General features: G+C 72.3%; 18 protein-coding genes, 1 tRNA gene and 1 pseudogene. 8 read left to right on the top strand and 12 right to left on the bottom strand.

The window, feature by feature from the left end:
- Positions 1–5: 5 nt before the first annotated feature.
- From OHV05_RS10915 to OHV05_RS10905, 3 genes are all read right to left on the bottom strand, one after another.
- The gene (locus OHV05_RS10915) at positions 6–920 is read right to left on the bottom strand and encodes a carbohydrate ABC transporter permease (RefSeq protein WP_405017500.1); all 915 of its coding nucleotides are present in this window, start codon (positions 918–920) and stop codon (positions 6–8) included.
- Between the two features lie 3 nt (positions 921–923).
- A complete protein-coding gene (locus OHV05_RS10910) occupies positions 924–1862 on the bottom strand; it encodes a carbohydrate ABC transporter permease (protein ID WP_403040469.1) in 939 nt (312 codons plus the stop codon).
- 192 nt (positions 1863–2054) lie between these two features.
- Positions 2055–3383, bottom strand: coding sequence for an ABC transporter substrate-binding protein (locus OHV05_RS10905; protein ID WP_405017499.1), 1329 nt, complete (start codon positions 3381–3383; stop codon positions 2055–2057).
- Positions 3384–3680: 297 nt separating this feature from the next.
- Between OHV05_RS10905 and OHV05_RS10900 the strand changes: the two genes are divergently transcribed.
- Positions 3681–4832 carry a LacI family DNA-binding transcriptional regulator gene (locus OHV05_RS10900; protein ID WP_405017498.1) on the top strand — a complete coding sequence of 384 codons (1152 nt, stop codon included), beginning with the start codon at positions 3681–3683 and terminating at the stop codon, positions 4830–4832.
- Positions 4833–4927: 95 nt separating this feature from the next.
- Here the strand turns inward: OHV05_RS10900 and OHV05_RS10895 are convergent, their stop codons facing one another.
- The 4 genes from OHV05_RS10895 to OHV05_RS10880 all read right to left on the bottom strand — a co-directional run bounded on the left by OHV05_RS10895 (position 4928) and on the right by OHV05_RS10880 (position 8065).
- Complete coding sequence (locus tag OHV05_RS10895; RefSeq protein ID WP_405017497.1) at positions 4928–5374, bottom strand: DUF4442 domain-containing protein; 447 nt, start codon at positions 5372–5374, stop codon at positions 4928–4930.
- A gap of 188 nt (positions 5375–5562) precedes the next feature.
- Positions 5563–5638 (bottom strand) — tRNA-His (locus tag OHV05_RS10890).
- A 98-nt stretch (positions 5639–5736) separates the two neighbouring features.
- Positions 5737–6339: an oligoribonuclease gene (gene orn / locus OHV05_RS10885; RefSeq protein ID WP_403040477.1), complete on the bottom strand. Its 603-nt coding sequence runs from the start codon at positions 6337–6339 to the stop codon at positions 5737–5739.
- 4 nt (positions 6340–6343) lie between these two features.
- Positions 6344–8065, bottom strand: a complete 1722-nt coding sequence (locus OHV05_RS10880; RefSeq protein WP_405017496.1) for a helix-turn-helix domain-containing protein — start codon at positions 8063–8065, stop codon at positions 6344–6346.
- 809 nt (positions 8066–8874) lie between these two features.
- On the opposite strand from OHV05_RS10880, the gene OHV05_RS10875 reads away from it, so the two are divergent.
- On the top strand, positions 8875–9666 hold the full coding sequence (locus OHV05_RS10875) for a GNAT family N-acetyltransferase (RefSeq protein ID WP_405017495.1): 792 nt from the start codon (positions 8875–8877) through the stop codon (positions 9664–9666).
- On the opposite strand, the gene OHV05_RS10870 is transcribed toward OHV05_RS10875, so the two are convergent.
- The gene (locus OHV05_RS10870; protein ID WP_405017494.1) at positions 9647–10579 is read right to left on the bottom strand and encodes an HAD-IA family hydrolase; all 933 of its coding nucleotides are present in this window, start codon (positions 10577–10579) and stop codon (positions 9647–9649) included. The two genes, OHV05_RS10875 and OHV05_RS10870, sit on opposite strands and share 20 nt — an antisense overlap.
- Positions 10580–11511: 932 nt before the next feature.
- Here OHV05_RS10870 and OHV05_RS10865 point away from each other — a divergent pair.
- The 3 genes and pseudogenes from OHV05_RS10865 to OHV05_RS10855 all read left to right on the top strand — a co-directional run.
- A pseudogene (locus tag OHV05_RS10865) lies at positions 11512–11952 on the top strand (universal stress protein); the annotation flags it as partial.
- A gap of 192 nt (positions 11953–12144) precedes the next feature.
- Positions 12145–13746, top strand: coding sequence for a hypothetical protein (locus tag OHV05_RS10860; protein WP_405017493.1), 1602 nt, complete (start codon positions 12145–12147; stop codon positions 13744–13746).
- A gap of 215 nt (positions 13747–13961) precedes the next feature.
- Positions 13962–14732: a hypothetical protein gene (locus OHV05_RS10855; RefSeq protein ID WP_405017492.1), complete on the top strand. Its 771-nt coding sequence runs from the start codon at positions 13962–13964 to the stop codon at positions 14730–14732.
- Positions 14733–14825: 93 nt separating this feature from the next.
- Here OHV05_RS10855 and OHV05_RS10850 read toward each other — a convergent pair whose 3' ends face one another.
- The 4 genes from OHV05_RS10850 to OHV05_RS10835 all read right to left on the bottom strand — a co-directional run bounded on the left by OHV05_RS10850 (position 14826) and on the right by OHV05_RS10835 (position 21286).
- The gene (locus tag OHV05_RS10850; protein WP_405021428.1) at positions 14826–16013 is read right to left on the bottom strand and encodes an acyl-CoA dehydrogenase family protein; all 1188 of its coding nucleotides are present in this window, start codon (positions 16011–16013) and stop codon (positions 14826–14828) included.
- A 209-nt stretch (positions 16014–16222) separates the two neighbouring features.
- Positions 16223–17239 carry a hydroxymethylglutaryl-CoA lyase gene (locus tag OHV05_RS10845; protein WP_405017491.1) on the bottom strand — a complete coding sequence of 339 codons (1017 nt, stop codon included), beginning with the start codon at positions 17237–17239 and terminating at the stop codon, positions 16223–16225.
- Complete coding sequence (locus tag OHV05_RS10840; protein ID WP_405017490.1) at positions 17236–19506, bottom strand: biotin carboxylase N-terminal domain-containing protein; 2271 nt, start codon at positions 19504–19506, stop codon at positions 17236–17238. The genes OHV05_RS10845 and OHV05_RS10840 overlap by 4 nt, the downstream gene beginning before the upstream one ends.
- A 73-nt stretch (positions 19507–19579) precedes the next feature.
- Positions 19580–21286, bottom strand: coding sequence for a carboxyl transferase domain-containing protein (locus OHV05_RS10835; protein ID WP_405017489.1), 1707 nt, complete (start codon positions 21284–21286; stop codon positions 19580–19582).
- 135 nt (positions 21287–21421) lie between these two features.
- Between OHV05_RS10835 and OHV05_RS10830 the strand changes: the two genes are divergently transcribed.
- From OHV05_RS10830 to OHV05_RS10820, 3 genes are all read left to right on the top strand, one after another.
- Positions 21422–22042, top strand: coding sequence for a TetR/AcrR family transcriptional regulator (locus OHV05_RS10830; RefSeq protein WP_405017488.1), 621 nt, complete (start codon positions 21422–21424; stop codon positions 22040–22042).
- Positions 22043–22193: 151 nt separating this feature from the next.
- The gene (locus tag OHV05_RS10825; RefSeq protein ID WP_405017487.1) at positions 22194–23405 is read left to right on the top strand and encodes a 4-hydroxybenzoate 3-monooxygenase; all 1212 of its coding nucleotides are present in this window, start codon (positions 22194–22196) and stop codon (positions 23403–23405) included.
- 120 nt (positions 23406–23525) lie between these two features.
- Positions 23526–25259 carry a methyltransferase gene (locus tag OHV05_RS10820; RefSeq protein WP_405017486.1) on the top strand — a complete coding sequence of 578 codons (1734 nt, stop codon included), beginning with the start codon at positions 23526–23528 and terminating at the stop codon, positions 25257–25259.
- The last annotated feature ends 235 nt before the right edge of the window (positions 25260–25494 follow it).

Raw genomic sequence — 25494 nt, 5'->3', positions numbered from 1 at the left:
TCGGATCAGCTCTTGACGGCACCGGCGGTGATGCCGCCGACGATGTGCTTGCCGAGCACGGCGAAGATCAGCAACAGCGGCAGGGTGCCGACCAACGCGCCGGTCATGATGACCGCCTGGTTGATGTCGTACGCGCTGCCGCCGCCGATCGCGGAGAGCGCGACCTGCACGGTCGGGTTCTGCTGGGTGAGCACCACGAAGGGCCAGAAGAAGTCGTTCCAGGACTGCACGAAGACCAGCATGCCCAACACGGCCATGGCGGGGCGGGCGATCGGGAAGACCACGTGCCAGACGATCCGCAGGCTGTGCGCGCCGTCCACCCTGGCGGCCTCGATCAGCTCCACCGGGAGCGCCTCGGCCAGGAACTGCCGCATGAAGAACACCCCGAAGGCCGCCACCAGCGAGGGCAGGATGACGGACTGGAGCTGGTTGCCCCACTCCAGGTCGGTGATGATCTGGTAGAGCGGGATCACGCTGAGCTGCGGCGGGATGGTCATGGTCGCCACCACCAGGGTGAGCAGGACGTTCCGCCCGCGGAACGGGAGCTTGGCGAAGGCGAAGCCGGCCAATGTGGAGAACGCGACGGTGGAGAGCGCCACCAGCCCGGCCACGACGGTGGAGTTGAGCAGGGCCTGGCCCATCGCGGTCTGGTCCCAGACGGTGGAGAGGTTGGTCCACAGTGCGCCGCCCGGCACCAGCGGCGGGGGTGACTGGGCCACCCGTTCGCCGGTGTGACTGGCCGCCACGAAGGTCCAGTAGAGCGGGAACAGCGAGAGCGCGGCGGCCAGGCCGAGCAGCAGGTAGGTGACCGGTCCGGCCTTGTCGTGGTCGCCGGCTCCGGCCCGGAACCGCCGTCGGGCGACGACGGGCCCCGAGGCGCTCGGGGCCTCGGCGGGGCGGGGCGGGGTCAGGGTGCTCATCGCTCAGCCTCCCAGCTTGGCGCGGTTGCGACGGGCGATCAGCAGGTTGACCGCGCCGACCAGCAGCAGGAGCAGCAGCATCGTCCAGGCCACCGCCGATGCGCGGCCCAACTGACGGCTGGGCCAGCCGAGTTCGTACAGGTAGAGGCTCAGGGTCTGGAACTGGTGCGCGGAGCCGCCGCTCACCCCGACCCCGCCGCCGAACAGCATCGGCTCGCCGAACAGCTGGGTGGCGCCGATGGTGGAGACGATGATGGTGAACAGGATGGTCGGCCGGATCGACGGGATGGTGATCCGGGTGAACTGCTGCCAGCGCGAGGCGCCGTCCAGGCTCGCGGCCTCGTACAGGTCCTTCGGCACCGCCTGCATCGCGGCCAGGTAGATCAGCGCGTTGTAGCCGGTCCAACGCCAGGTCACGATCGAGGAGATGGCGATCTGCGAGGGCCAGGTGTCGGCGAACCAGTCGGTGCGCTCCACCCCCAGCGCGGAGAGCGCCCAGTTGATCATCCCGTAGTCCGGGTTGTACAGCTGGACGAACACCAGGGTGGCCGCGGCGATCGAGGTCGCGTACGGGGCGAGCACCGCCACCCGGAAGAAACCCCGGGCGCGCAGACGGTAGTTGAGCAGGTGGGCCAGGCCGAGGGCCATCAGCAGCTGCGGGACGGTGGAGATCACCCCGATGGTGAAGGTGTTCCGGAGCGCGGTCCAGAACTGCTCGCTGTCCCAGAGGCGGGTGTAGTTGCCGAGCCCGCGCCACTCCAGCACGTCCGGCGTGAGCAGGTCGACCTGGTGCAGGGAGAGCCAGCCGGTCCAGACCAGCGGGATCAGCCCGAAGGCGGCGAAACAGAGGAAGAACGGGGCGATGAATGCGTAGGGGGCGGCCTTCAGGTCGAAGCGGTAGAGGCGCGAACGCCAACTGGTGGACGGGGCTGGGGTGGCCACGGGGTGTCCTCCCGGGGGTGGCTGCTGATGGTGCCGCCCGGCCGACAGGTCGTCAGGGTCGGCCGGGCGGTGGCGCTGGGGGCGGCTGCGGCGCGGGACGTTGCGGCTGGTGGCGTGATGGCCAGGGGCTGTCGCCGCGGGGACGGGCGACGGCGGCAGTCGGCGGGGTGGTCGCCGACTGCCCCGGCAGTCCTAGCCGTTGACCTTGTCCTCGATGCCCTTGAGCACGTTCTGCCAGGCCTTGGCCGGGTCGGTGCCGTGCTCCTCGATGTCGAGGATGCCGTTGTCGGTGATGATGGTCTTGGCGGTGCCGTCGTCCGGGCCGATCTTGGCGGGCTTGATCGAGGCGGCGGCGGCCGCGTAGATCTGGCCGGTCGGGGTGTCGCCGAAGTAGTCCAGCTTGGCCGACTGGACGGCGGGCAGCTGGAGGCCGGCTGAGGTCGAGGGCAGGTTGCCGACCTTGGTGAAGACCTTGGCCTGCTGCTCCGGCGCGGTCAGCCAGGCGGCCAGCGCGGCGGCGGCCTTGGTGTGCTTGCCGGCCTTCGGGACGGTCAGGAAGGCGCCGCCCCAGTTGGCGGCGACGGGGGCCTTGGCGATGTCCCACTTGCCCTTGCCGGCCTCGCCGGACTGCTTGCTGACGATGCCGGTCATCCACGACGGGCAGACCACGGTGGCGAACTTCGCGTTGGCGAAGGCGGCCTCCCACGGCTTCTGGAACTGCCGGAGACCGGCGCTGATCTTCGCCTGCGAGGCGGCGACCGAGATGTCCCAGGCCTTCTGCACGGCCGGGCTGTCCTTGACGCTCAACTTGCCCGAGGCGTCGGAGTACTGCTGGGTGTCACTGGAGATCACGGCGTTGAACAGGCCGCTCGCCGAGTCGGTGAAGAAGGTCCCGGCCGGGGCCTTGGCCTGGTACTCCTTGCCCTTCTCGACGAACTTGCTCCAGTCGCCGGCCCAGAGCGCGCCGACCGCCTCCCGGTCGGAGGGCAGCCCGGCCTGCTCGAACAGGTCCTTGCGGTAGCAGACCGCCATCGGGCCGATGTCGGTGCCGAGGCCGATCAGTTCGCCCTTGCCGGTGGTGGCCTGCTCGGACTTCCAGGGCAGCCAGGCGCCCGCCGAGATCCCCTCGGTCTTGCCGAGGTCGACGAACTTGTCGGCCAACTTGCCGGTGGCCTGGGCGATGTAGCCGACCTCGACGGCCTGGATGTCGGTCAGGCCGCTGCCCGCCGCCAGGTGGGTGGTCAGGGCGTCCCAGTACTTCTGGCCGTCCTGCGCGGTCTCGGCCTTGACGGTGATGTTCGGGTGGGCCGCCATGTACTCGGCGTAGAGCCCGGCCTCCTGGTAACCGAAGGTGCCGAAGTCGCCGACGGTCAGGGTGATCTTCTCGTTGGCGTCCCCGCCCTTCGCGTCGCCGGAGCCCCCGTCGGAGCTGGAGCAGCTGGTGAGCAGCAGGGCGGTGGCGGCCACCGTGGCGGTGGCGAGGGCGGCGGCTCTGCGGGGGCGGGTGGTGCTGCGGCGCATGGCGGTCTCCTTGTTCCAGGGTGGGGCAGGGGTGCTGTGTGCGCGTGATTGGCCAGTAGAGTGTGGGAGCGCTCCCACGGAAGGCATGCCGGAAGGTTGCTCGGTCGCGGGGGTGAGTGTCAAGAGCAGAAGTCGGAACCGTTGCGGGAGTGTGTCCTGCGGGGCCCCCGACGGGCCGCCCGGCGGGTGTCCGGACGGGTGCTGGGGCGAGTGCTCGGACGCCGGTCGATCGGCCCGGGGCCGAACCGGCCACAATGAGCAACGACGACCACGACGACGTGTCCCATGAGGTGAGCGATGAGCCAGACCGCACAGCGGCCGACGGGGCCGAACGGGCCGCAGCGGCCGCACAGCTCGCAGGGCTCACAAGGCTCGCCGGGCCCACAGGGCGGGCCGGGCGGTACGGGTTCCGGCCGCGCCGGGACGCGTACCGCCGCCGGATCGGCCCGGCCGACGCTGGAGGAGGTGGCCGCACTGGCGGGCGTCGGGCGCGGGACGGTCTCCCGGGTGGTGAACGGTTCGCCCCGGGTGAGCGAGAAGGCCCGGGAGGCGGTGAACGCCGCGATCGCCGAGCTCGGCTACGTCCCGAACCGGGCGGCCCGCACCCTGGTCACCTCGCGGACCGACTCGATCGCCCTGGTCGTCCCCGAGGCGGAGACCCGGCTGTTCTCGGAACCGTACTTCTCCGACATCATCAGCGGCGTCTCCGCCGAACTCGCCGAGACCGACATGCAGCTGCTGCTGATCCTGGTCCGCAACCAGCGCGAGCGGGAGCGACTTTCGGCCTATCTGACCGCCCAGCGGGTGGACGGCGTACTGCTGGTGTCGGTGCATCAGGACGATCCGCTGCCGAGCCTGCTGGAGAGCCTGGAGATCCCCTCGGTGCTGGCGGGGCGGCGGGGGGACCTGGAGCCGCTGAGCTACGTCCACGCGGACAACGCGGGCGGGGCCCGGATGGCCGTCCGGCACCTGCTGCGGCGCGGCTGTGCGCAGGTCGCGACCATCACCGGGCCGCTCGACATGGAGGGGGCCAGGGCGCGGCTGTCCGGCTACCGGCAGGCGCTGGAGGAGGCCGGCCGGCCGTACCAGGAGGAGCTGGTCGGACCGGGCGACTTCACCGAGGAGGGCGGGCGGGTGGCGATGCGGGAGCTGCTGGAGCGCCGGCCCGGGCTGGACGCGGTGTTCTGCGCCTCGGACGTGATGGCGGCGGGCGCGCTGCAGGTGCTCCGGGCCGCCGGGCGGCGGGTGCCCGACGACGTGGCGGTGATCGGCTTCGACGACTCGATCGTGGCCCGGCACACCGACCCCCCGCTGACCAGCGTGCGCCAGCCGATCGAGGAGATGGGGCGGACGATGGCCCGGCTGCTGCTGGAGGAGATCGCCGAACAGGGGCGGGCGCGGCGGCAGGTGGTGCTGGCCACCGAGCTGGTGGTGCGGGAGTCGGCGTAGGGCCTCGTGCGGGCAGGGTCGGGCGGGGTGCTGCTCGGGTGGGCGGTGCTCGGCGGGGAGGCCGGGTCGGCTGCTCCCCGCCGGGTGACCGCGCGTCAGGAGTTGGGGCGCAGGGTCCAGGTGATGGTCATCACGCCGGTGACGTCGCCGTCGGCGCGGGTGATGTCCACGGTGACGGTGAACTCCGGGCGCTCGCCCTTGTCGAGCTCGGCCACCACGTCGGCGGCCGGACGGTCCAGGGTGGCGGTGGCGGTGACCACGCCCTTCGCCAGCTTCTTGTACGCGATCTCCGCTTTCACGGCGAGCGGCACGGCCCGGTGCAGCTGGTCGCCGAATGCGGCGAGCACGATGCAGCCGCTGGCCGACTCGGCCAGCGTGAACATCGCGCCGGCGTGCGGGCCGCCGACGTGGTTGTGGTACGCGGGCTGGTCCGGCAGCTGGAGCACCGCGCGCTCGGGACTGGTCTCCAGGTACTCGAGGTTGAGGGTGTGCGCCATCGGCACCGTGGAGTCGAGCAGCTGGCCGATCGAAGGTGTGGTCATGGCAGAGATGTTACTAGTGGGTAGCTTCTGAGGGTAGTGGCCGGTTCGGCGCGCTCGTCGGCAGGTGGCCGGGTGGGTGTGGGTGCGGTGGGCCGGAGGGCGACGGGTTCGGTGCGGAGATGCGGAGGCGCGGAACGCAGAAACGCCTTGAGGGTCCGATCTCCAGGAGATCGGACCCTCAAGGCTGTTGGGGTGAGTAACGGGACTCGAACCCGCGGCCACCTGGACCACAACCAGGTGCTCTACCAACTGAGCTATACCCACCATCTGCCGGTGCGTTCCCGCTCCGACAGGAAGAACTCTACAGGATCGGAACGGGTGCTCGCGCCAGGGTTTCGGTGACCGGAGGAGCGTCCCGCTGGTCAGCCCGTCGGCAGCTGGTACTTGGCGGCGATGGTGCGAGCGGCGTCGGTGTCCGGGCCCGGCGGGGCGACGAACACCGCCTCGCGGTAGTAGCGGAGTTCGGCGATGCTCTCCCGGATGTCCGCGAGGGCGCGGTGGCTGCCACCCTTCTGCGGGCTGTTGTAGTAGGCGCGCGGGAACCAGCGGCGGGCCAGTTCCTTGATCGAGGAGACGTCCACGATCCGGTAGTGCAGGTGGCTTTCGAGCGCGGGCATGTCCCGGGAGAGGAAGCCGCGGTCGGTCGCCACCGAGTTGCCGCAGAGCGGGGTCTTGCCGGCTTCGGCGGCGTGCTCCCGGATGTAGGCGAGCACCCGGGCCTCCGCCTCGGCGAGCGTGACGCCGTCCGCGAGCTCGTCGAGCAGGCCGGAGGAGGTGTGCATCTGGCGCACCACGTCCGGCATGGTCTCCAGGGACTCGGCAGGGGGGCGGATGATGACGTCCACGCCCTCCCCGAGGATGTTCAGCTCGGAGTCGGTCACCAGAGCGGCGACCTCGACCAGGGCGTCCCGGCCGAGGTCGAGCCCCGTCATTTCACAGTCGATCCATACCAGGCGGTCATTCACACGCTCACCCTACGGCGCGATCACGCGAGCCGGACAGCTGTCGGCCCGTCCGCCCGTCCGTGGCTTCGCCCGCAGTGGCGTCGGCGGCGCCGTTCGCAGGGGGGCCCGGAGGTCGACCGGAACCGGCGGGAGGGCCGCCGTGGCCCGGGCGGGGCACGGACGCCGGTGCTCCGTCCGGACGGTGACCCTGGCCCAGATCACGGGCCGTCGGCTGGCCGTACCCCTCCTCGGACGCGGTGGCGTGTGCGTGTTCCACGGCGCGTTCGGTGCCGGTGCCGGTCTTGTTGGCGTGGGTGTCGGCGCTCGGGTGGCCCTGATGGCCGGAGTGGCCCGGGTGACTCGGATGGGCGCCTCGGGAGGCCGGACGGGGAGCGCCGCCCGCCTGGGTGGGCACCAGCGGGCGGGTCGGACCCGCCGTCAGGTGGGTCGCCCCGCCCTGGACGCCGGCCGACCGGTCGGCCGGGTGGGCCTGCGCGGGCACGGTCGGGTTGGCCCCGGTGGGCAGCGGCGGACCGGCGGTCGGCTGGGGAGCCGGACGCCGGGCGCGGTAGCCCGTCCGGTACGCGGCGGGGGAGACCCCGAGCTGGCGGCGGAAGTGCCCGCGCAGGGCCACCGGCGAGCGGAAGCCGCAACGGCGCGCGACGTCGTCCACCGAGAGCTCGGACGCCTCCAGCAACCGCTGTGCCTGGAGCACCCGTTGGGTGATCAGCCACTGCAGCGGGGCGCTGCCCGTGAGGGTGCGGAACCGCCGGTCGAACGTACGGCGGCTCATGTAGGCGCGGGCGGCCAGGACCTCGACGTCGAACTGCTGGTTGAGGTTCTCCAGGGCCCAGGTCACGACCTCGGCGAGCGGGTCGTTGCCGATCTCCTCAGGTAAAGACTGGTCGATGTACTGGGCCTGACCGCCGCCGCTGCGCCGGCTCGGGACCACGAGGCGACGGGCCAGCGCGTTGGCGGCCTCGGCGCCGTGGTCGCTGCGGACCACGTGCAGGCAGAGGTCGATACCGGCGGCGGTGCCCGCCGAGGTGAGGACGTCGCCGTCGTCGACGAAGAGCTCGCGCGGGTCGACGTGCACCTTGGGGTACCGCTTGGCCAGGGTCGGCGCGTACATCCAGTGGGTGGTGGCCGGGCGGCCGTCCAGCAGGCCGGCCGCAGCGAGCACGAACGCACCGGTGCAGAGGCCGATGATCCGGGCCCCTTCGTGGTGGGCCTTGCGGAGCGCGGCGATCGCCTCCGGCGGCGGGGGCTGCGAGATCGACCGCCAGGCCGGGACGACGATGGTGCCGGCCCGGGCGAGCGTCTCCAGCCCGTACGGCGCGGTGAGGGTCAGCCCGCCGGTGGTCGCCAGCGGACCGTCCTCGCCCGCGCAGACCAGCAGGCGGTAGCGCGGCACTCCGGCGTCCTGACGGTCGACGCCGAAGACCGAGAGCGGGATCGAGCTCTCGAAGATCGGGGCGCCACCGAAGATCAGTACGGCCACCGTCTCGCGGCGGCGGCGGCCGGAGAGCTTGCGCGGTGCGGCGGAGTGGCCGAGCAGGCCGGCATTCGGCGCGGTGGCGGCGGTCGGCGCGGTGAGAGTGGCCGTCGCGGACCCGGTGGAGAACTGGCCCGGGGTCAGCTGAGCCGATGCGGTGGCACCCTGACCGGCCGCCAGACTGACGGCGGGGGAGATCCCGCGGCGCGAGCCGGAGTTGGCGGACTGCTGCTGCCCGGTCTGGTGGTTCACCGAGTGCCCGGCCTGATGTCCAGTCTGATATCCGGACTGGGAACCGCCCGAGGAGCCGGCCGACGGATTGGCCGGATGTCCTGCTTGGTAGCCCGGTTGGAATCCGAGGGATGGGGCGGAGGGGTGGCTCTGGTGCTGGTGTGACTGATGGGGCGCATTGTCTCTCGGAGCGCGGTTCGTGAAGCCGGCCGACGACTGGCCGCCGTCAGGACCCGTGTCGCTCCTGCTCACCCTGCTCAAGGCGCTCCAGCCCCCTCGGTGGTGTGTGTGGTGGTGCCGCGGTGCCGAACTGCTCGCCGTGATCACCGAATCGCCTTGCAGATCGCCTTGCTCGCCATGATCGAATCTACTGGTTGGACCGTTGCCGTTGTGACAAGTTCACCATCCGACGCTATGTCGACATGGCAATTTGGCGTGATGCATTCGATCACGAAGCGTGGCAGCCGTCGACCCCCCTGTGAAGAGGGCCGGAGGAGCGATGGCTTGTTGCCGCACGACCTACCTCTCGACCGCACGGGAGATTGGGCCGCGCCGGCTGCTCTGGGCTGCGACTTTGCCGAACGGGACGGGCGGGCAGTGAGATTGACCGAAAACAGCCGGTCCGCAGCGGGGGCGCTCGCGGTAGGGGTGCGCGCCTGCGTGCGCCGTTCCGCCGCGGCGCGGCGGTGGAACCGGGGGTGGGGCGAGGGCGGTGCGGGGCGGGCGGGTGCGGGCGGGTTCGGGCGGGTTCGGCTGGTGAGTTCGATGGGGCGGGAGGGAATGGTGGGGCTGGGGCGGACGGATGTGCGAGCGCTGGTTAGGGTCGGGTCATGACGAATCGAGGTCGGCTCGAACAGGCCAATGACAACGCGGCAGCCTTCTGGCTGGCCCAGGCTCGGGCGCACGGTTGGGAGTTCACCGTCCGCCCCGGATTCACGGCGGTCCGGTGCGCCCGAGATGCCGCCGACACTCGTCGCGTGGTGATCACCCGCCCTTACGGGCCGGACGGGGCCGAACCGTTGCTGGCCGAACTGGCCGACCTGCTCAAGGAGTGGGACGGCGAGCGTTACCTCCTGGAGGACCCGTACGGCGGGATCGATCTGACCGGGGAGGGGCTGGAGCCCACTCGCGCGATGGCGGTGATGGTCCGCGAGCCTGACGCACCGTCGGTTCCGGCGCGGCGCCCGTCGGCGCGGCGGGACGAGGCGGCGGGCCCGGTCGAGGAGGTCTCGGTCGCCGAAGTGCACGGGGTCGAGGAACTGGCCGGTCTGGAACGGGTGGTGGTGGACGGCTTCCCGCTCGAGGCCAGGCAGCCCTGGCAGCGGGGTGTGCAGTTCCCGCCCGAGTTGCTGGCGGAACCCGGATACCGGGCCTGGCTGGGCCGGGTGGACGGCGAACCGGCCGCCGCCTGCATGACCTACGACAACGAGGAGACGGTGGGCGTCTACTGGGTGGCGGTGCTGCCCGAGTACCGCTCGAAGGGGCTGGGCCGGGCGGTGCTCTCGGCGGCTCTGCTGGCGCAGCCCGGCCGGGTGACCACCCTGGTGGCCACCCAGCTCGGTGAGCCGCTCTACCGGCAGTTGAGTTTCGTGGAGCAGGGCGTCACGCGCTGGTGGCGGTAGCGGAACCCGCCGTACCGGGAGGGACGGGGGCGAACCTGGTCGGGGCGGACCGGAACTGGTCGCGAGCCTGATCGCGAGCCTGGGCCTGGGCCAGTGACGGTGACGGCGGCCGGGAGAGCGTGGCGCCCGGGTGGCGGGCCGGCTTGGCCCTGGCAGCGGCTGTGCTCATGGAGTTGCCGGCGTTGCTGGGGACGACGTTGTTGGGGACGGCGGTACTGGGGACGGTGGCGGTGCGGCGGGGCCCCGGGGCGGAGCGGGCGGAGAGGATCAGGCCGACCGCCTCGGGGATGCCCGCCGCGCTGAGGGTGGGTCGGTAGCCGAGCTCGGGCCAGGGGCGGCCGTGGTGGAGCCAGACGCTGCGCAGGCCGGTCAGTTCGGCGCCGGCGATGTCGGCGGGGGCGTGGTCGCCGACCATCCAGGTGTGGGTGGCCCAGTCACCGGTCGGCGGGACTCCACAGCGTTGGGCGGCGATCTCGAAGATCCGTGGGTCGGGCTTGAGACATCGGGCCTCCTCGGAGATCACCCAGCCGTCCACCAGTGAGCCGAGGCCCACCCGGCGGATCTTCTCCAGTTGCGGTCGGGTGCCCCCGTTGCTGACGATGCCGAGCGACCACCCGGCCGAGCGGGCCGTGTTGAGTGCCTGGATGTGTGAACTCGGGCATTGGATATGCGCATTGATGCCTCGCCGGTAGTGGGCGAGCAGGAAGTCCATCGACCGGTCGAGCCCGTAGCGGCGTTTCGCCGCGCCCAGTACCGTGCTGCGCGGGACGTGCCCGCTCCCGTCGATGGTGGTGAACCAGCCCAGGTCCCCCGCCGGCAGCCGGTGTTCGGCCAGGAAGTCCTGCGCCCAGGCGCGGAAGGCGGCGTCCCGGGGCAGCAAGGTGTTGTCAAGATCGAACAGCAGCAGCGGCATGCGCTGCATGCTGCCAGTGCCCTGGCAGTTGCAGCAGGCATTTGCCGCGTCGCGTTCTGTAGTTGACCGAAATGGCCAGAAGCGACCGGTCCGGCGACTCGCGGGGTTTGGGTGGGAGGCGGCTGGGATCCGGGTGGAAGGTGGCCGGGGTCGGGCCGTTGGGGCGGGCCGAGGGTACGAGGTCCGCGCCCGCCGTGCGGGTCTGCGGCCTGGGTGAATTCGTGGACGTATGCGTGGGCCTATATAGGGGACGGCAACAGACAGACCGCCCGGTCGGGTCGGTCGTCGGACGATGACAGTCGGGTCACGTTGTGTGGCGGCACTGTTGCGTCCCGGGGCTTCCTCGGCGAAGCTCCAGGGAACCTTCTCGTCGGGCGGCGCGCGGCCTCAACAGAGGGGCGCGAAAGCCACGGCGCGCGCATCCTCCGTTCGCAGGATCAACGCCGTTTCAGGGCTCCGCAGCTGGGCGGGACCCTGGGCCCGTCGTACTCTGAGAGGAACAGGTCGCATTCGGTGGTGCTCGGCAGAGACGGACTCGGTGTCGGGAGTGGGCCTGTTGCCCGGGCATCCGTGCCCCTTCCTGTCGGCCCATCTCACTCGAAGAGCTTTGAGCCATGGTTGGTTTTGAGCCTCCCCGATCCGCTGCCACCGACGATGCGGTCGGCACGTGGACGGTGGATGAGTTGTCGTCCGGCTTGCCGGACCTGTCGGGCCTGCCCGGACGTCGGCGTCCGCCGGTCGTCCTCGTCCGCGAGGTGGTCCGTCGGGGCTGGCCACGACCGCGTCACTGGCGAGCGGGACAGCGGGGTGCCGGTGCGGGTGCGGTGGAGGAAGCCATGACGGACGGAATGATCGCCGGCGGCGCGGGGACGGGTTCGGGCGGTGCGAGCTCCCGCCCCGGACGGGGCGGCGAACCCACGCTGCGGGAGCAGCCCGTACCTGCCTGTGACCCGGCCTTCCAGCACGGTGTGGTGGTCGGCTTCGACGGCTCCCTCTCCAGCGAGCGGGCGCTCGCCTACGCGGTGGGCATGGCCCGCCGCTCGCGCTGCGGGCTGGTCATCGTGCACGTGGCGAACCGGTTGCCCGCCACGGTCTGGGCCGGCTGCGAGCCGCCCGTCTTCGTCGACATGCCGGACCATCGGACCGAGTTGCTCGGCCTGGAACTCGCCTGCGCCGACTACCTCGCGGGCGTGCCGTGGATCCTGGTCGAGCGGGGCGGGGACATCTGCCACGAGATCGAGGAGGTCGGCCGGGAGTACGCCGCCGACGCGATCGTGGTCGGCAGCACTCACGGGTTGCTCGGCAAGCTCTTCGGCTCGGTCTCCGGTCGGTTGGCCCGCAGGGCGAACCGACCCGTCATCGTCATTCCCTGACCGCCCCGGGCGGGCTGGTCGGCCTGAGCGACCGCTCGGCACGGGATCGCGCGGACGGTCATTGGTGCGTATCCGTACGGTTGTTGTGGCGAGAGTGCCCCGCCGGCGCCCGGTGGGCCGATCGAGTCATCTTGATCGCTGATGAGGTGTCAGGGTGCTGGATGACCGGGTGAATCGGGCAAGCATGACAACATGATCATTCGACCAGGGGTCGCAGCTGCCCGCCGACACCCGGGTGCCGAACCGGCCGGAGTGACCGGCGTCCGGGGCCGGGGCGTGCTCGTGGCGGTCGGTTGCCTGGTGCTGGGGATCGTCGGATCGGGTGGCGGCGAGGTGGCCCGAGCCGCCGTGGTCGCAGGGACGCAGCGCGGTGGTGAGGCCCGGGATGCGCTGCGCCTGAGTGTCCGTACCAATGCCACGGAAGGCACTGCGGTCCGCGTCCGGGCCGGTGAGCAGGTGCTGCGGAGCTATCGGATCGTGAACCGGGCCGAGTACGGGCTGACCGCCGTCATCAGTGACCAGCAGGTGCCGGGCGGGCAGGTCCGTTGCGGTCAGGGTGGTCAGGGTGGTCAGGGGGCAACGGTCGCGGTGCCGCCGCTGGGCACGGTCGAGTGCAGTGTCCGGTTCGTGGCCGGGGCCGGGCCGCAGGAGACCACGGTGACCGTGGACGGGGCAGCGCCGGACGGTCTGCCCGGGGCGGTGGCGACCACCCGGGTCGGGTACGTCGGGATCGCTTCGGGGCTGGACCTGCGAGCGGTCGGGCCGCCCGCTGGGCTTGGGGTGACCCGGCGGCCGGGGTCGGTGGAGGCGCGGCCGGTGCGCCTGGTGCAGGTCGCTCCGGCTGCCGGGGCGGTCGAACTCCACTTTCAGGTCGAGGCGTTGGGGGAGGTGCCGGTCAGTGGGACGAAGGTGGCCTCCGGGGTGCCGGGAGCGGGCACGGTCTCCTGCGCATGGCTGTCCGGTGATGGGCTGTTGGTGCCGGGGCATCCGGTGGAGTGCGTGGTGAGCGGTACGGCGCGTCCCGGCCCGCAGACGGGGGTGGTCCAGGGCGAGGGTTACGCGGAGGACGGCGCGATCGGGGAGGACGGGCAGCGGCTGGCGGCACGTCGGCTGACCGGCGAGGCGGCCGGCGGATATGACGGAGCGTCGGGCCAGGGCGGCGGCGCTGGCGGTTCGGGAGGCGGTGGAGGCGGTGGCGGGGGTGGCGGAACCGGGCATGGCGGTGGGACCGGTGCCGGCACGGGTGGATCGGGTGGTGGCTCCCAGGGCGGCGCGTCCGTAGGTGGGGGCGCTGGGGGAGGAATGGCGACCGCCGGCGCCGGGCCCACGGGCGTGAACCCGGTGGGTGGCCAGGCCGCGAGTTCGGACGGATTGGCGGTGGGTCAGGCCGTCAGCGGGCTGGTCGTGCCGTACCGACCGGGTCTCGGTCCGCTGCCGGGGCTCGGCAGCCCGTTCCGGGTACCGGTAGCCGGAACGGGGCAGCCCGGCTCACCGGGGCCAGGCGCTGACGCGGTCGGTGTGCCCGCACCGGGCAAGTCCGGTGGCGCGGCTGCGGCAATGGGCGCGGCCGCGGCAGAGCCGGGGGCGATGGCGGGTGCTGGAGCCGGGGCGGAGGCGCCCCTGGGGCATGAGGTTGCCGCCGAAGCCCCGGGGTCGGACGGTCGGTTCGACCCGGACGACAACGAGCCTTGGGAGATGGACGAGGTGATGGTGCTGCTGCTCGCCATGCTGCTTCCGGTGTTGTGTGCCTTGGCCGCCGCTTTCGCCGCCCGAGGGCGAGGCGGCCGGGGCTGAGCGGCTGAGCAGTCGACCGGTCGGCGAGGGTCCGGAACCGGCGCCGAGGCGGGCGGCCGAACGGTCGGTATTGGAAGGCCGGTATTGGAAGGCCGGTATTGGAAGGCCGGTATTGGAAGGCCGGTATTGGAAGGGCCGACAGCGGACGGCACGGCAGGGCAGGCCACCGGCAGCGCCGGCCGGTGGCGGTGGGATCGGAGGAGGAGTGGCAACTGATGTGGACGATCGGTCTGTTCTGTCTGGCGGGTGCCGTCCTGGCCCTGGTCTTCGGCCTGCTCTTCGGGCGGACCGAGCGCTCGCGTGAAGGGGTGACGTCTCCGCAGGCCTTGGCGTTCGCGGGTGCCACCGTGCTCGGCTTCTTTGCTCTCTTCACCGGCTTCAGCGTGGCCGGGGCCTGGCAGCAGCTCAACTCCGCCCGTCAGCAGACGTATGCGGAGAGCCGAGCGCTCACAGAGGTGTACTGGATCGCGAAGGGACTGCCCGGCCCGGACCGCGCGGTGGTCCGGCAGAAGGTCCGGGAGTACACCGGGGACGTGGCGGGGGACGAGTGGGCGCAGATGCAGAAAGGGCGTGGCAGTGCGACGGCGTGGCAGGCGCTCGACCAAGTCCGGGTGGCGCTCGACGGTTCGGTGGCCGCGACCCCGGGTGAGCTCGCGGTCAAGAGCGAGGTGATGCGGAATCTGACCGACGCCTACGCCAGGCGGAACACCCGCCTGGCCGACGTCAGGGCGGTGGTGCCCGAGGTCGTGCTGGGTGGTCTGTTCGTCGGGGCGGTCTTCGTGGTGGCGACACCGCCGGTGATCGGACTCACCGTCAATGCGCGGAACCTGGTGCTGATGGCCTTCCTGGGAGCGTGTGTCGCGTTCGGAGTGAGCCTGGTGGTGGAGCTGAGCGGGCCGTACTCGGGGCTGGTGCGGTTGCAGCCGACCGCCTTCCAGCTGGCCCAGGTCAGGTACGACCAGATCGACGCCCAGGTGGGCGGCTGAGGCAGGACCAGGGGATTCCGGGCGTTGCGCACCGCCCGGAACCCACCGGCCGTTCGAGGACCGCCGTCCTGGTCGCTACCGTCGTGGTCCGGATCAGACATTGACCCCCAACTCGCGTGCGATGAGCATCCGCTGGACCTCGGAGGTGCCCTCCCCGATCTCCAGGATCTTGCAGTCGCGCCAGAAACGGGCGACCGGGAACTCGTTCATGAAGCCGTAGCCGCCGTGGATCTGGGTGGCCTCACGGGCGTTGTCGACGGCGGCCTCGGAGGAGAACAGCTTGGCGATCGCGGCCTCCTTCTTGAAGGGCTCGGAGTGCAGCAGGCGGGAGGCGGCGTCCCGCCAGGCCAGGCGGGAGGTGTGTGCGCGCATCTCCATGTCGGCGAGCTTGAACTGGATGACCTGGTTGGCGCCGATCGTCCGCCCGAAGGCGCGGCGGGTGCCGGCGTAGCTGACTGACTGGTCGACACATCCCTGAGCCAGGCCGGTGGCCAGGGCTGCGATGGCGATGCGCCCCTCGTCGAGGATGCGCAGGAACTGGGCGTAGCCGCGGCCTTGGGCGCCGAGCAGGTTGGCCGCGGGGACTCGGCATTCGGTGAAGGACAGTTCGCGGGTGTCGGAGGCGTTCCATCCGACCTTGGAGTACTTGCGGGAAACCGTGAAACCACTGGTACCGGTGGGCACGATGATGGAGGAGATCTCCCGGCTTGGCGAGGGGTCCGAACCGTCTTCACTCGAACGAGCGATCGGTTCGGTCAGGGCCGTCACCGTGACCAGACCGGTCATCTCCGTCCCGGAGTTGGTGATGAAGCACTTCGTGCCGTTGATCACCCACTCGTCGGTGGCCTCGTCGTAGCGGGCGGTGGTCCTGGTCGCGCCCGCGTCCGAACCGCCCTCCGGCTCGGTCAGGCCGAAGGCGCCCAGCAGTTCGCCCGAGGTCAGCCGGGGCAGCCACTCGCGCTTCTGCTCCTCGGTGCCGAACCGGTAGATCGGCATCGCGCCCAGCGAGACCGCGGCCTCCAGCGTGATCGCGACCGAGGAGTCGACCCGCGCCAACTCCTCCAGCGCCAGGCAGAGCGCGAAGTAGTCGCCGCCCATCCCGCCGTACTCCTCCGGGAACGGCAGGCCGAAGAGCCCCATCCGCCCCATCTCACGGATGATCTCGTACGGGAACTCGCCCTGCTCGTAGTACTCGCCGATCTTCGGGGCGACCACGTCCTGGGCGAACTCGGCGACGGTGCGCCGGAGTTCCTCGTACTCACTGTCCAAGCGGTGATCGATCATGGTGATCCTCCTGGATCGAGGCGGCTGAGGGGCCGAGAGATGGGCCGAAGAGGGCCGGGGAGACGGTGGTACCGGTGGTGCGGGCCCGGCGCGTGATCGGAGCGATCGCCGGGCCGAAGTGCCGGGTCGAAGTGCGGGGCGGGCTACACCGAGGCGCTGCCCACAGGGGTGGACGGCTCAGGGGTGGACGGCTCAGGACGGATGCCTCACACCGCGTGGCCGGCCAGCGCCTGGACCGCCCGGGACGGGCTGGGACGGCCGAGCTGTCCGGCCATCCAGGTGCTGGTGGCGACCAGTGCGCGCAGGTCGACGCCGGTCTCGATGCCCAGGCCGTGCAGCATCCAGACCAGGTCCTCGGTGGCCAGATTGCCGGTCGCGCTCTTGGCGTACGGGCAGCCGCCCAGGCCGCCCGCCGAGGCGTCGACCGTGGTGACGCCGGCGCGCAGCGCGGCCAGCGTGTTGGCGAGCGCCTGTCCGTACGTGTCGTGGAAGTGGACGGCGATGCTGCCCATCGGGACCCCGGCTGCGGCGAAGCCCTCGAGCAGGGCGACGACCTGGCCCGGGGTGGCCACCCCGATGGTGTCGCCGAGGCTCAGTTCGGTGCAGCCGAGCTCCAGCAGCCGGACCCCGAAGCCGACCACCTGGGCGGTGGGCACGGGGCCCTCCCACGGGTCGCCGAAGCACATCGAGAGGTAGCCGCGGGTCGGGACCCCGGCCGCACCGGCCCGTTCGACCACCGGCCGGAACATCTCCAGTGCTTCGCCCGCCGTCCGGTTGAGGTTCCGGCGCGCGAAGGTCTCGGTCGCGCTGGCGAAGACGGCGATTTCGGTGGCGTGGTGGGCGAGCGCGCGGTCGAGGCCGCGCTCGTTCGGCACCAGCACCGGCAGCCGCAGCCCGGGGTACTGCTCGGGCAGCCCGGTCAGCCGGGGCATCAGTTCCTCGGCGTCCGCCAACTGCGCTACCCACTTGGGGTGCACGAAGCTGGTGGCCTCCACCGTGCGCAGCCCGGCGGCGGCGAGCCGGGCGATGAACTCCGCCTTCACCGTCACCGGTACGAGTGAACTCTCGTTCTGAAGGCCGTCACGCGGCCCTACCTCGTGGATACTGACCCGACCGGGCAGGCCGGGTTCCGGTACGGGGGCGGGCAGCCCCAGTTCGAGGGCGTCGGGCTCATGGGTGGCCGATGCCCCGGAGGTCGCGTCCGTCAGGGTCGACTCGCTCATGACGCGGACCCCGCGAGCTGCTCGGAAGCTTCCTCGACGGGTTCCACCACGACCAGCAGCTCGTCCATCGCCACGGTCGCCCCGGCGCTGACCCGAAGTTCGCCGACGGTGCCGTCGTGCGGTGCGGTGATCACGTGCTCCATCTTCATCGCCTCCAGAACCAACAGGGGTTGCCCGCGGCGGACCAACTCGCCGAGGGCGGTCTTGACCACGGTGACCGTGCCCGGCATCGGTGCGGTCAGGCCGCCGTGGTGGGCGGCGCTCGCGCCGGCCCGGTCGACCACCGGGTCGTACGGGTGCACCGCCCAGGCGTCCCCGTCCACTCCGAGCCACTGGACCGGCCCGTGGGCGGCGCCGAAGCCGCTGTCGGTGGCGTAGGCGAACGTCGACCGCAGCCCGTCGACCGTCAGGTGCAGCCGCCCCGGCGCCAGGGCGGCCCGAGCGATCCGTGACGGACCGGCCTCGCCGAGCCGGACCTCGAACTCCTGGCCCGCGCCTGACGGTCCGCCACCCGATGGTCCGCCCCCCGACGCTCCGGTGCCCGACGGCCCGGCACCTGACGGGGTGTCCACCGCAGCGGGCCGGATCAGCACGGTGACCGGGTCGTGCCCCGCCAGCCGCAGCCGGTGGGTGGTCCAGGCGGCCGTGCCCCCCAGCCGCCAGCCGGACGGCACGGCGAACGGGTCGGTCCAGCCGTCGGCGGCGGTGGCCGGGGTCAGGCCCAACTGCCGGGCCAGTGCGGCCGCGTAGTAGAGATCCTCGGCCGGCAGGGTGCCGGCCGAACCGGTCGGCACGGCGCCGTCCGCATCCGCCGGGTTACGTACCAGGGAGGAGGCCAAGACCTCGGGAGCCCGCTCGACGGTGCGCTCGACCAGCCCGGTGTCGAGGCGGCCCGCCACCACGTCGGGGTGGGCGAGCAGGCGGCGGAGGAAGCCGGCGTTGGTGGTGACACCGAGCACCCGGGTCTCCGCCAGGGCGGCCCGCAGTCGGCGGAGCGCGGTCGGACGGTCCGGTCCGTACGCGATCACCTTCGCCAGCATCGGGTCGTACAGGCTGCCGACCTCGGTGCCCGCCTGGATGCCGGAGTCGACCCGGATGCCGTCGCCGGTCGGCTCGTCCAGCAGCAGGATCCGCCCGCCGGTGGGCAGGAAGTCGCGCTCGGGATCCTCGGCGCAGATCCGGGCCTCGATCGCGTGGCCCTGGAAGGAGATCTCCGACTGATCGAACGTCAACTCCTCACCGGCGGCCACCCGCAGCTGCCACTCGACCAGGTCGAGCCGTTCCGGGGCCGGGGTGTCGGCCCGCACGGCCACGGCGAGCTCGGTGACGGGGTGCTCCACCTGGAGCCGGGTGTTCATCTCCATGAAGAAGAAGTCCAGGACGCCGTCGGGGGTCGGCCCGTCGGCGTCGATGCCCGGCACGATGAACTCCACCGTCCCGGCGCCGGTGTAGCCGCACGCCTCGGCGGCTCGGACGGCCGCCAGACCCATCGCCGCCCGGGTCTCCGGGTTGAGCAGAACGGAGGGCGCCTCTTCGATCAGCTTCTGGTGGCGGCGCTGCAGGCTGCACTCGCGCTCGCCGAGGTGCACCGTCCGGCCGTGGGTGTCGGCCAGGACCTGGACCTCGATGTGCCGGGGACGGTCGACCCAGCGCTCCAGCAGCAGGGTGTCGTCACCGAACGCCGTCCGGGCGACGCGTCGGGCGGCGGCCAGCTCGCCGGCCAGCTCGGCCGGGTCGTGCACCAGCCGCATGCCCTTGCCACCGCCACCGGCCGAGGGCTTGAGCAGCACGGGGTAGCCGATCTCGGCCGCGGCGGCGGTCAGTTCGGCGTCGGTCGGCGAGCCGCCCTGGCTGCCCGGCACCACCGGCACGCCTGCGGACCGGACCGCCCGCTTCGCGTTGATCTTGTCGCCCATCAGCTCCACCGCGGCCGGCGGCGGGCCGATGAAGACCAGACCGGCCTCGGCGCAGGCCCGGGCGAAGCCGGGGTTCTCGGCGAGGAAGCCGTACCCCGGGTGGACGGCTTGGGCCCCGCTGCGGCGGGCCGCGTCCAGCAGCAGGTCGGTGCGGAGGTAGGTCTCCGCCGCCGAGCTGTCGCTGTGCCCCGGCGGGCCGAGCCGGACGGCGAGGTCGGCCGCCCGGGTGTGCGGTGCGTCGGCGTCCGCGTCGCTGAACACCGCGACCGAGCGCACACCGAGCCGGCGCAGGGTGCGGATCACCCGGACCGCGATCTCGCCTCGGTTGGCGACCAGAACTGTGTCGAACATGGGAGGTGTTCCTCCGAGTCGGAAATTCAGGAGAACAGCAGGGCGGGCCGAACGGCGAGCAGTGGACGGGGCGTCACATCCGGAAGACCCCGTACGGCCGGGCCGGGGTCAGCGGGGCGTTGGCGCAGGCGGTCAGCGCGAGGCCGACCGCGGTACGGGTGTCCAGCGGGTCGATCACGCCGTCGTCCCAGAGCCGGGCGGTCGCGTAGTAGGCGTTGCCCTGTCGCTCGTACTGCTCCCGGACGGGCCGCTTGAACTCCTCCTCGGCCTCCGCCGGCCAGTCCTCGCCCTGGGCGTCGAACTGGTCCCGGCGGACGGTGGCCAGCACCGATGCCGCCTGCTCGCCGCCCATCACCGAGATCTTGGCGCCCGGCCACATCCACAGGAAGCGGGGTGAGTACGCCCGGCCGCACATCGAGTAGTTCCCGGCGCCGTACGAGCCGCCGATCACCACCGTCAGCTTGGGCACCCGGGTGCAGGCGACGGCGGTGACCATCTTGGCGCCGTGCTTGGCGATGCCGCCCGCCTCGTACTGGCGCCCGACCATGAAGCCGGTGATGTTCTGCAGGAAGAGGAGGGGGATGCCGCGCTGGTCGCACAGTTCGATGAAGTGCGCGCCCTTGAGGGCGGATTCGGCGAACAGCACCCCGTTGTTGGCCACGATGCCGACCGGGTGGCCGTGGATCCGGGCGAAGCCGGTGACCAGGGTGGTGCCGTACTCGGCCTTGAACTCGGCGAACCGGCTGCCGTCCACCAGCCGGGCGATCACCTCGCGGACGTCGTAGGGCGTCCGGGGGTCCACCGGCACCGCACCGTACAGCCCGGCCGGGTCGACGGCGGGGGCTTCCACCGGCGTGAGCGGCCACGGCTTGGCAGGCCGGGCGCCGAGCCCGGCCACGATGGTGCGGACGATGGCGAGGGCGTGCGTGTCGTCCTCGGCCAGATGGTCCGTCACCCCCGAGGTGCGGGAGTGCAGTTCGCCGCCGCCCAGCTCCTCGGCGGTGACCACCTCGCCGGTCGCGGCCTTCACCAGCGGGGGGCCGCCCAGGAAGATGGTGCCCTGGTTCCGGACGATCACCGCCTGGTCGCTCATCGCCGGGACGTACGCGCCGCCGGCCGTGCAGGAGCCGAGCACCGCCGCGATCTGCGGGATGCCGGCGGCGGAGAGCCTGGCCTGGTTGTAGAAGATCCGGCCGAAGTGGTCGCGGTCCGGGAAGACCTCGTCCTGCATCGGCAGGAAGGCGCCGCCGGAGTCGACCAGGTAGATGCAGGGGAGCTGGTTCTCCAGTGCCACCTCCTGGGCCCGGAGATGCTTCTTGACCGTCATCGGGTAGTAGGTGCCGCCCTTGACGGTGGCGTCGTTGGCGACCACCACCACCTCGCGGCCGGCCACCCGGCCGATGCCCGCGATCACCCCGGCCGCCGGGGCCGCGCCGTCGTACAGGCCGTCCGCCGCGAGCGGGCTCAGCTCCAGGAAGGGGGAGCCGGGATCGAGCAGGGTGTCCACCCGGTCGCGCGGCAGCAGCTTGCCCCGGGCGGTGTGCCGGGCCCGGGACTTGGCGCCGCCGCCGAGGGCGGCTGCGGCGAGCTTCTCCCGGAGTTCGACCACCAGGGCCCGGTGGGCGGCGGTGTTCGCCCGGTACGCCTCCGAGCCGGGGTCGGCCGCGCTGGTCAGCCGGGGCGCGGGCGCCGCAGCCGGGTCGGTGGGTGCGACCGGCGGCGGAACAGCAGCCGCGGCAGCGACCGGACCGACGGACGGGCCGGCGGTGGAGATGGCCATCCCAGGAGCTCCCTTGCCCTCGGAGAGCGGACGGGACGGGCGGCCGAGCGGGTAGCCCGGCACCCGAATCCACCCAAGGTTAATGAGCGTTAACTCGTGGGCTCAGGTTAACCATGGATAACCCCACTGTCTACGATGGGAGGCATGCCGAACGTCCCAGCAGCCCCCGCAGTCCCGCGTCGCGACCAGATCCGCAAGGAAGCGGCCCGGCTGTTCGCCGCGCGTGGCTTCCTCGGCGTGGGGGTGGACGAGATCGGCAAGGCGGTCGGGATCAGCGGTCCCGCGCTCTACCGCCACTTCTCCGGCAAGGACGCGATGCTCGCCGATCTGCTCATCGGCATCAGCGAGCGGTTGCTGGAGGAGGGCCGCCGCCGGGCGGGTGAGGCGACTGCCCCGGACGGCGCACTGGACGCCCTGGTCGTCGGGCACGTCGACTTCGCGCTGGACGACCGCGACCTGATCACCCTGCACGACCGTGAGCTGCTGCACCTCAAGGAGGAGGATCGCCGCCGGGTCCGCCGCCTCCAGCGCGCCTATGTCGAGCTGTGGGTCGAGGTGGTCCGGCAGACCTATCCGACCCTGGCCGAGCCCACGGCCGAGCCGACCGCCCGTACCGCCGTGCACGCGGTCTTCGGCCTGCTCAACTCCACCCCGCACAGCGCCGACCGCACCGGCCTGTCCCGGTCGGCGATGGCCGGACTGCTGCGGGCCCTCGCCCAGGGCGCGTTCGCCGCCGCAGCCGACCAGAGCGCCTGATCCCGCCACGTTCGGCCTGGTCAGCTGGGGCGTGATGCCCGCTCGGCCGACTTCCGGCGGCCGGTGTCCGGCCCGTGAACGATGGCCCAATTCGTGCATACGGGTGAACTTTTCGGTACGCCGACCGGGGGACTGCCTATGATCCACTTCCATGATGGAGAGTCAGATCATCAGAGGTGTAGGCCGTTCGGCCGACGTGGTCATTCTCGGAGCCGGGCCCGCCGGGCTGGTGCTGGGCAACCTGCTGCTCGCGGCGGGGGTGGACTGCGTCGTCCTCGAGCGCGCCACCCGGGCCCAGCTGACCGTGAGGGCACGGGCCGGGTTCCTGGCCGCGAACACCGTGCGGGTCCTGGACCGGCACGGCCTCGCGGAGGGCCTGCACCGGCACGGCAAGGAGCACGCGGTCTGTGAGTTCCGTACCGAGGACGGCCGGTTCCGGCTGGACTACGGCGGTCTCGGCCTGGGTGAGCGGCACACGGTCTACCCGCAGCACCTGCTGGTGGCCGACCTGCTGACGCACTTCGAGGAGGCCGGGGGGCAGATTCGTTTCGGCGCCGAGGCACAGGCCGTCCTCGACATCGGGACCAGCCGCCCCCGGGTCACCGTCCGCGAGTCCGACGGCCGTGAAGAGACCTGGCAGGCCCGGTACGTGGCCGGCTGCGACGGTCGGCACGGCGCGGCCCGCCGTTCGCTCCCGCCCGGCAGCTTCCGCCACCACCGCCACGACCATGGCGTCTCCTGGCTCGGCCTGCTCGCCGAGGCGCCGCCGAGTCTGGACGCCGTGGGCTACGCCGTCCACCCCCGGGGCTTCGCCGGGCACATGGCACGCACCCCCTCGGTCACCCGGTACTACCTCCAGACCGAGCGCGGGAGCGCGGCCGAAGCCTGGTCCGAGGAGCAGATCTGGGCGGAGATGGAACTGCGGATGCGGACCGCCGAGCACGGCCCGCTGCACCGCGGCCCGATCGTCCAGCGCGCCGTGGTCGACCTGGAGTCCGACGTGCTGGAGCCGCTGCGGCACGGCTCGCTGATCCTCGCCGGTGACGCCGCGAGCCTGCTCAGCCCGTCCGCGGCCAAGGGGGCCAACCTGGCCGTGCTGGAAGCGGAGCTGCTGGCCGAGGCCCTCGTCGCCGAGCTGCGGCACGGTGACGGCGACGGGCTCGCCACGTACTCGGAGCGCTGCCTCCGGTACATCTGGCGCGCGCAGGAGTTCTCGCACTGGATGGTCCAGCTCCTGCACGCCGTGCCCGGGCAGGAGACCGGAGCACCCTTCCAGGACGCCCTGCGGCGCTCGCGCCTGGACTCGCTGCGCACCTCGCGCAGTCACCAGGACTGGTTCGCCGAGCACTACGTCGGCGTCTGATCCCTTCCGGACCCGTCCGGAGAATCGTTTTCCCCTAGGCCCACGCCACCTCCACGCCACCTCCATGGCACCGCCATGCCCGGATCCGGCCCCACACCCCAGAAGTGAGGACCTGTCACCATGCCCACCACGACCGCCGCCGCCACGACCTACCCGACCGACCTCGCCCGGTTGACCGAGACGGTCGCCTTCGTCCGGGAGCAGGACACCGCCACCCTGCTGCCGCTCCTGCTGCCCGGGCTCGACGCCCTCGAACTGCGTGCGCTGGTGGAGCGCTGCCGCTTCTCGCACGCGGCCCTGCTGGTCTTCCCGTCCTCTCCCGAGGACCTGTCCGCCCTCCTCGACGGCGGCGGACTGCCCTCCGACGGGCCGGCGCGCCCCAGTGTGGTGGTCCGCGACCGCCTGGCCACCCGGCACGGGCGCGACCCGTCGGAGCTGGACGTGCGGATCCTCCGGCCCCGGGTGGCCGGGTCGGACCGTACGGTCGAGGTGTTCGCCCTGGCCGTCCCGCCCGGTTCGGACCTCGCCGGCCTGGCCGAGCACGAGCGCACCCGCGACCACGAGGCGCACCTCGCCCTGGAGGTCGCGCAGCCCGACCCGCTGCTGCTGCGCGGCCTGTGCGCGCTGCTGACCCGGCACGGGGCCACCGCCGACGGCGGCGGCTACAACCCGCACGAGGACGGCACCGTCCTCTACTTCACCGCGCCCACCGGCTCGAAGGCCGGCTACCGACGGCTGGAGCTCTACGTCCCCGGTGAGCACCCCGACGTGCTCGACGCGCACCTCGCCCAGTACCGAGCCGGCCGACCGGCCGAAACGCTCCTGCGCCTGCTGACCGGTGCGTGGACCACCCAGGCCCTGGCCGTCTGCGCGGACCTCCGGCTGCCCGATGCCCTCGACCCGCACACCGCGCTCGGTGCACCGGCCCTGGCCCGGGCGGTCGGCGCCGACCCGGACACCCTGGTCTCGCTGCTGCGCTACCTCGCCATGCTCGGCGTGGTGTCGGCCGACGCGGACGGCTACCGGCTCACCGAGGTCGGCGCCCTGCTGCGCACCGACGTCCCGGCCTCGATGCGCCCGCTCGCCCTGATGTACGGCGGGCCGTTCTACGAGTCGTTCGCCGCCCTCGGGCACACCGTGCGGACGGGCGAGGTCGCCTTCGACCACCTGCACGGCGAGAACCACTTCGACCACTTCGCCCGCGACCCCCGGCTCGCCGCGCTCTTCGACGAGTCGATGGCAGCGAGCTCGCGGATGTTCGACCCGCTCTCCGCCCACCCGGTCGTGCTGGCCGCGGGCCGGGCGGCCACCCCCGGCACGGTGGTGGACGTCGCGGGCGGGAACGGGGAGCTCCTGGGCCGGCTGCTCGCCGCCCACCCCGGTCTGCGGGGTGTGCTGCTCGAACGCCCGCACGCCGTCGCGGCCGCCCGGCTCTCGCTGGCCGCGGCCGGTCACGGCGACCGGTGCGAGTACGTGGCGGGCGACTTCGCCGACGTCCCGGCGGGCGGGGACGTCTATCTGCTCTCCCGGATCCTGCACGACTGGGACGACGACCGGTGCCGGGAGATCCTGCGGCACTGTGCCCGCGCGATGCCCGCCCACGCCGACCTGCTGGTGGTGGAGCGGGTGCTCCCCGACGACGGTTCGCCCTCGCTCGCCACCGCGTGGGACCTCCACATGCGCTGCAACGTGGGCGGCCGGGAGCGCCGGGCCGACCACTACGCCCGCCTGTTCGCCGATGCGGGCCTCACCCTGGTGGGCACCGCCCCGCTCCCGCTGGACGCCACCGTCCTGCACGTCCGCCGCTCGGGGGCTCCCGTCCCCGGCCAGGCAGTCCGGCCTGGCGGTGCCTAGGCCCGGTCCCTGCCGGATCACGCCGGACCGGTCACGCCGGATCGGGCCCGGCGTGACCCGGCAACAGCCCTAGGTCGAAGGGCGGGCCCGACGGGGTTCGTCCGCCCGGTCCGGCCGGGTGTCCCGACGGGGCATCCTGGTCGGGCGGGAAGCAGCTCGGCCGGAGCGCTGTTCGGTCCGATGCGTGCCCGTCGAAAAGCGATGGGGGGCGGACGATGAAATGGTTAGTATCCCT

The organism is Kitasatospora sp. NBC_00070 (assembly GCF_045041205.1).
Lineage (GTDB): Bacteria > Actinomycetota > Actinomycetes > Streptomycetales > Streptomycetaceae > Kitasatospora.
This window is presented reverse-complemented; position numbering and strand designations above follow the sequence as displayed.